The sequence below is a fragment of the Bradyrhizobium altum genome (genome assembly GCF_020889705.1).
In the GTDB taxonomy this organism is placed as follows: domain Bacteria; phylum Pseudomonadota; class Alphaproteobacteria; order Rhizobiales; family Xanthobacteraceae; genus Bradyrhizobium; species Bradyrhizobium altum.
Map to the genome: position 1 here is coordinate 1 of NZ_JACMYP010000375.1, position 6,575 is coordinate 6,575.

General features: G+C 64.2%; 7 protein-coding genes. 2 read left to right on the top strand and 5 right to left on the bottom strand.

What is annotated here, in order from left to right:
- Both H8B02_RS48740 and H8B02_RS48745 read left to right on the top strand, forming a co-directional pair.
- The coding region (locus H8B02_RS48740) for a TolC family protein (protein ID WP_312001554.1) at positions 1 to 745 on the top strand (745 nt) is incomplete at its 5' end.
- Positions 658 to 1,497, top strand: a complete 840-nt coding sequence (locus tag H8B02_RS48745) for a TolC family protein (protein ID WP_312001555.1) — start codon at positions 658 to 660, stop codon at positions 1,495 to 1,497. The genes H8B02_RS48740 and H8B02_RS48745, both read left to right, overlap by 88 nt.
- Positions 1,498 to 2,183: 686 nt before the next feature.
- On the opposite strand, the gene H8B02_RS43970 is transcribed toward H8B02_RS48745, so the two are convergent.
- The 5 genes from H8B02_RS43970 to H8B02_RS43990 all read right to left on the bottom strand — a co-directional run.
- On the bottom strand, positions 2,184 to 2,513 hold the full coding sequence (locus H8B02_RS43970; RefSeq protein WP_212315222.1) for a hypothetical protein: 330 nt from the start codon (positions 2,511 to 2,513) through the stop codon (positions 2,184 to 2,186).
- 84 nt (positions 2,514 to 2,597) lie between these two features.
- Complete coding sequence (locus tag H8B02_RS43975; RefSeq protein ID WP_229172012.1) at positions 2,598 to 3,686, bottom strand: TRAP transporter substrate-binding protein; 1,089 nt, start codon at positions 3,684 to 3,686, stop codon at positions 2,598 to 2,600.
- A 244-nt stretch (positions 3,687 to 3,930) separates the two neighbouring features.
- Positions 3,931 to 5,019 (bottom strand): TRAP transporter substrate-binding protein, encoded by a 1,089-nt coding sequence (locus tag H8B02_RS43980; RefSeq protein ID WP_097672506.1) that lies wholly within the window; start codon positions 5,017 to 5,019, stop codon positions 3,931 to 3,933.
- 326 nt (positions 5,020 to 5,345) lie between these two features.
- Positions 5,346 to 5,639, bottom strand: coding sequence for a hypothetical protein (locus H8B02_RS43985; protein ID WP_229172013.1), 294 nt, complete (start codon positions 5,637 to 5,639; stop codon positions 5,346 to 5,348).
- A gap of 153 nt (positions 5,640 to 5,792) precedes the next feature.
- A partial coding sequence (locus H8B02_RS43990) for an Mrp/NBP35 family ATP-binding protein (RefSeq protein ID WP_233287984.1) occupies positions 5,793 to 6,575 on the bottom strand: 783 nt, incomplete at its 5' end.

Consider the following 6,575-nt stretch of genomic DNA (forward strand, 5'->3'; position numbering starts at 1 on the left):
GGCAAGCTGCGCCGTCGGCCCGAATTTCGCGCCGCCGGCCGCCCCGGACGTCGATCGCTACACGCCGGAGAAGCTGGCCTCCCCGAGCTCGAGTACCGGGGGCCCCAGCGTGCCCAAGCAGCACTTCGTCAGCGGAGAGGACGTATCGCTGCGGTGGTGGACGGCATTTCGCTCAAAGCCGCTCGACGAGTTGATCAAGATGTCGGTCGAGCACAACCCGTCCCTGCAAGCCGCCGAAGCGTCGATCAGGATCGCGCAATACAACGCGCTGGCGCAGCGCGGGCTGTTCTTCCCGCAGCTCGGCGCAAATTACACGCCCGCCCAGCAGCAGATTTCCGGCGCATCGAGTTCGGGCCCGGGTGGCCAGTCGCCTTCGGTATTTTCGCTTCATACCGCGCAATTGAACGTCAGCTTCGTGCCGGACATCTGGGGCCAGAATGTTCGCGCGGTCGAAAGTCTCGACGCGATTTCCGAGCAGCAACTGTTCCAGCTGGAAGCGGCCTACCTCACGCTGACCGCCAACGTCGTTACCGCGGCGATCCAGGAAGCATCGCTTCGCGGCCAGATTGCCGCGATCCAGCGCGTCGTGAAGATCGAACGCGGCATTCTGGAGATCGTGAAGAACCAGTTCAACGCGGGCGCGCCGCCCAGGTCGACGTGCTGGCGCAGGAGGCCGCGCTGGCCCAGTCCGAGCAACTGCTGCCGCCGCTCGAAAAGCAGCTCGCGGTTCAGCGCGACCTCCTGACGTCGCTGGCCGGGCAATTCTCGGCGGACGAAATCCTGCAGAAGTTCACGCTCGACCGCCTGGCGCTTCCCGCACACCTGCCGGTGAGCCTGCCGAGCAAGATGATTGCCCAGCGTCCGGACGTCAGGGCCGCGGAAGCGCTGCTGCACTCGGCGAATGCCCAGGTCGGCGTGTCGATCGCGGCGCGGCTGCCCAACATCACGATCACCGGCAATGCCGGCGCCGCCGGCTTCAGCCTCGCCGAGCTGTTCACGCCGGGGACCAGCTTCTACGTCATCGCGGCGAGCGCGACCCAGCCACTGTTCGACGGCCTGACGCTCTACCACAAGCAGAAGGCCGCCGAGGCCGCGGTGGACCAGGCGGATGCGCTCTATCGCCAGGCTGTCGTTACGGCGATGCAGAACGTCGCCGACGCCTTGCGCAGCCTGCAGGCCGACGCGCGCGCCTTGCAGGCTGCCGTCAAGGCCGAGCTCGCCGCCAAGGCCAGCCTCGACATCATTCAGAAGCAGCTTGCTCTCGGGCAGGTCAATCAGGTGGTCGTGCTCAATGCCCAGCAGGTCTATCTGACGGCGGCAGTGGTCCGCGTGCAGGCCCAGGCGACGCGCCTCTCGGACAGCGCCGCGCTTTTCATGGCGCTTGGTGGCGGCTGGCCGACAAATTGTGCATCCGACGACTGGCGCAAATGTGCCCTGGAGGATTTACCCGCCAGCGCCCCGCAGCGCGTCAGCGAAAACGGGCCGCCCGCCCGCTGAGAAGCGCCGTACGAGGCTACTGACTGGAGGAACCGACGAATGAAGAACATGCTCACCCTGGCGGCAATGCTCCTTGCGGTCTCTGCGGGATCCGCGGCCGCCCAAAGCGCGGTCGGCGGTCCGAAAAAGCCAAGCAATCTCGGCGGTCCCACCGAACAGAAGAACCCGGTGGTTCGCACGACGCCGGCTGCCGTATCAACGCCTCCAGCATCGCCGCCAAAGCGATCGCCAAGGAAATAGCGGCACGCTCCGGCAACTGAATTGGCTTCCGGGATTCACGCTGATCGGCTCGATGAGACCCATATGAAAAATACAACGCGTCTGCTTCTCATCGCTGCGGCCGCTGCCATGATGGCGTCGATTGCCTGCGCTGCGCCTGCTCAGGTCACGCGGCTGTCGCCGCAAGGCCCCGCAAGCGTCGTTCGGGTACGGCTCGCTTGTGACCAGAACTGCCGATGCTGGCAGACACGCTATCAGCAGCGAAGCTATCGCCGGACAATCGACGATCAGGAGCGTCAGGATCCGAATTACTGCCCAAATGGAGGGCACTATAACGGCCATTACCGCACCGGACCGGCCACCGGATTGAGCTTCGAGAGCCGCGTTCCCGTGCGCTCATTGCCGTTTCCATTTTGATGGCGAAGCTTACGCGGTGATTGCTGGGCCGCCGCGATCAGCGAAGGCGCCTACCAGATGACGACCGCGCAAACCAGGGCCAACGGCACCGCGGCGCCGCCGATCACGACCCACCTGCGCATATCAGCGGGATCTCTGGAATACCTGAAGATCTGGACGGCGACGAAGAGGCAGACCGCGGCGCCCAGGATGATGCGAAACAGATCCGATGGCGTCTCGTAGGCCGACCAGATGGTTTCGTTTTGCGGGCTTGCGACGCGAGCAGTGATGACCACCACAAGGGTCAGAAACAGCGTCCGCAGGATAAGACCGAGGAAACGCATATGGCGCCCTGATTCACGCTCCTGAGCAATGCTAGCACGAATCGTGCCGAAAAGCATTCATTTGGCGGCCCTCTTCCAGCTCCAGACAAAAATCCCGGAGCTTTGCCCCGGGATTGTTGCCTGCGCTGAAAGTCAGTGGCGTCAGGCCTGAGAGTGGCGTGCCATGAAATTGTCGTAGCCGACTTCGGCGACCTGGAACCACTGATAGCCGTTGTTGGAGAACGTCGTCAGCGAGTCGTAGACCTTCTTGAAATTGGCATTGGTCGCCGAAACCTCCGCATGCAGCTCCTTGGCGGCCTTGAAGGACGCTTCCATCACCGCAGACGGGAACGGGCGCAGCTTGGTGCCGGCCGCGAGCAGCTTCTTCAGTGCGAGCGGGTTGGCCTGGTCGTAGCGCGCCATCATCCAGTTGTTGGCGAGATGGCCGGCCTGCTCGAGCACGAACTGATAGTGCTTCGGCAGCGCGTTCCACTTGTCGAGGTTGATCATCGCCACCAGCATCGGGCCGCCTTCCCACCAGCCGGGGAAATAGTAGTTCGGCGCGACCTTGTAGAAGCCGAGCTTCTCGTCGTCATAGGGACCGACCCACTCGGCCGCATCGATGGTGCCTTTTTCCAGCGCCGGATAGATGTCGCCGCCGGCGAGCTGCTGCGGCACCGCGCCGAGCTTCTGCATCACCCGTCCGGCAAAGCCACCGATGCGGAATTTGAGGCCCTTGAGATCGTCGACGCTGTTGATCTCCTTGCGGAACCAACCACCCATCTGGCAGCCGGTGTTGCCGGCAAGCAGCGAGGTGACGTTGTAGCTCCTGTAGAACTCGTTGAGCAGCTCCTTGCCGCCGCCCAGCATGAACCAGGCCTGGTTGAGCCGCATGTTGGGGCCGAACGGCACCGAGGAGCCGAAGGTGAAGGTCGGGTCCTTGCCGAAATAGTAATAGGGCGCGGTGTGCCCCATCTCGACCGTGCCGTTCTGCACGGCGTCGAGCACTTGCAGGCCGGGCACGATCTCGCCGGCGGCAAAGGTCTGGATCTGGAACTTGTTGTCGGTGGCTTCCCCGACCGCCTTGGCCATCAGCTCGGCGCCGCCGTGCAGCGTGTCGAGCGACTTCGGCCAGCTCGTCGTCAGGCGCCATTTGAGCTCCGGCATCGATTGCGCGATCGCGGGAGCTGCGACCGTTGCCGCGCCTGCGACACCTAAACCCGTGACCTTGATGAAATCTCTGCGCTTCATTTACTTCCCACCCTGTGTGATTGTGTTGTCCGAGCGTCGACTGCTTGCGATCGTCGCGCTGCGTTTCTTTGCCGTCATGACCGGTGACCGATCAGGCGCCCGCCTTCGTGCCGAGGCTTCGGACGCGAGCATGGAACATCCCCTCGGTGAATGCCAGACGCAAAAAACCCGGCCTCCTTGCGGGGGCCGGGCTACTTAAGTCGAAGCTTCGAGCGTTCTCTTCTCGCGAACGCTCGAAGCGCGATCAGCCGCGGGTGCGCGAGCGGATCATGAAGCTGTCGAAGGTGTATTCGGCGACCTGCCACCACAGATACTGGTCGGAGCGGTACGCCTGCATGGCGTCGATCGACTTCTTGAAGTCGGCATTCTTGGCCGAGATTTCACCCCACAGCTCGTTGGTCGCCTTCAGGCAGGCCTCGAGCACCTCGTTGGTGAACGGACGCAACTGCGTGCCGCCGGCAACCAGCCGCTTCAGCGCCGAGGGGTTCTGCATGTCATAGCGCGCAGCCATCCAGGTGTTGGCGTTGGCGGTCGCGTTGGTCAGGATCGCCTGGTAGTTCTTCGGCAGCGCGTTCCACTTTTCGAGGTTGCAGTAGGCGTGCACGGTCGGGCCGCCTTCCCAGAACCCCGGATAGTAGTAGTACTTGGCGACCTTCTGGAAGCCGAGCTTCTCGTCGTCATAGGGACCGACCCACTCGGCGGCGTCGATGGTGCCCTTTTCCAGCGCCGGGTAGATGTCGCCGCCAGCGAGCTGCTGCGGCACCACGCCGACCTTCTGCAGCACCTGGCCGGCGATGCCGCCGATGCGGAATTTGAGGCCCGAGAGATCGGCGACCGTCTTGATCTCCTTGCGGAACCAGCCGCCCATCTGGGTGCCGGTGTTGCCGCAGGGGAAGCCGATCACGCCGAACTTCTTGAAGAACTCGTTGCCGAGCGCCTCGCCGCCGCCCTGGTACCACCAGGAGTTCTGCATGCGAGCGTTGAGGCCGAACGGCACCGACGCGTAGATCGCAAAGGTCGGGTCCTTGCCCACATAGTAGTAGGACACGGTGTGGCACATCTCGACCGTGCCGTTGGAGGTCGCGTCCAGCGCCTGCAGGCCGGGGACGATCTCACCCGCCGCAAACACCTGGATCTGGAACTTGTTGTCGGTCATTTCGGCGACATACTTCGCCACCTGGTCGGCACCGCCATAGATGGTGTCCAGCGACTTCGGGAAGCTCGAGGTCAGGCGCCATTTGATTTCAGGCGAGGACTGCGCAATCGCCGGCGCGGCAACCGCCGTCGCGGCAGCACCGGCCGCAGACACTTTCAAAAAATCACGACGCTTCATCGTAAGACTTCTCCTTGAGGGGCGTTTCCCGGTGACCGCAAGCAGTTCTCCGGCAGGAGGCTTGCAAGCAGAACACTTGCAAACGCCCCGCCGAGGCGCTCTGGGTCGGCCCTTTAACACGGAAGGCGGCCTCACGGAAACGCGACAATGGCATGACCGCACCAATTAAACGAAAGTCTGATGGCGCGGGAAACTTGTCGGAAAACGCGGGCTCAGGCTGCGGCGACGACGGCTTGCCGGGGCTCGCAGACCTTGTCCCCGTCACGCGGTAAATCGCCGCGTGCGGGCCGCCCGGCCGGCACTCAGCCACCGGGTTAGCGTGGCAATCAGCGCCGCGTCGCCTCTCGCGCCTTCTTGGCTTTATCGGCCAAATGCCGTCCACGCCGGATCCAGCTTTGCGCGGTCGTCTTGCTGACGCCAAACGTCTTGGCGATCGCCATGGCGGCCTCGCCGATCGAGTCGGATTTCTTCGCAAGGTTGAACGCCACCCGGGAGGCCTCTTCGCGCTTCTCCCGCGTCAGGTGCTTACGGCGTTGCTTGTCTGCTTCGCGTGATGCTGCCATGTCGCTGGTCGCCTCACGGCCCCTCCCCGCATTACGGCTACCCGTGCCCGCCTTCAATTGACGGAACGGTGGTACGATTCGGCCAGTGCTGGACAAACATACAGGCCGGACGCGATTCAGCAATCGTCCAAGGGCGACAGGCCTGTGAAGAAAGGCCGCCGGGATGCCGGCCTTTGAGGCCCACCGGCTGACCGGGACAACAGCGCGGGCTCAGGCGGCGGCGATGACGCCTTGCAACTGCTCACGGACCTTGCTGCCGATCGCGCGGTAGATCGCCGCGTGCGGGCCGGCCGGTTCGCTCTCGACCACCGGGTTGCCGGAATCGGAGGCGGCGCGGATGGCAATATGCAGCGGGATCTCGCCGAGGAACGGCACCCCGAGTTTCTCGGCCTCGTGGCGGGCGCCGCCATGGCCGAAGATGTCCGAGCGCGTGCCGCAATGCGGGCACTGGAAATAGCTCATGTTCTCGACGATGCCGAGCACCGGCACATTGACCTTCTTGAACATCGCCAGTCCCCGCCGCGCATCGATCAGCGAGAGGTCCTGCGGCGTCGAGATGATGACGGCGCCCTTGAGCGGGACGTTCTGCGCCAACGTGAGCTGGGCGTCGCCGGTGCCGGGCGGCATGTCGACGACCAGCACATCGAGCGTGCCCCAGACGACGTCGCGCAGCATCTGGGTGATCGCCGACATCACCATCGGCCCGCGCCAGATCATCGCGGTGTCCTCCTCGACCAGGAAGCCGATCGACATGATCGACAGGCCGAAGCGCTGCAGCGGGATCATCTTCTTGTCGTCGTTGAGCTGCGGCTTCTCGCGGATGCCGGTCAACCGCGGCACCGACGGGCCGTAGATGTCGGCGTCGAGCAGCCCGACGCGCAGGCCGATGTCGCGCAGGCCGAGCGCAAGGTTGAGCGCCGTCGTCGACTTGCCGACCCCGCCCTTGCCGGAGGCAACGGCGATGACGGCAGAGATGCCGGGGATCTCGGCCTG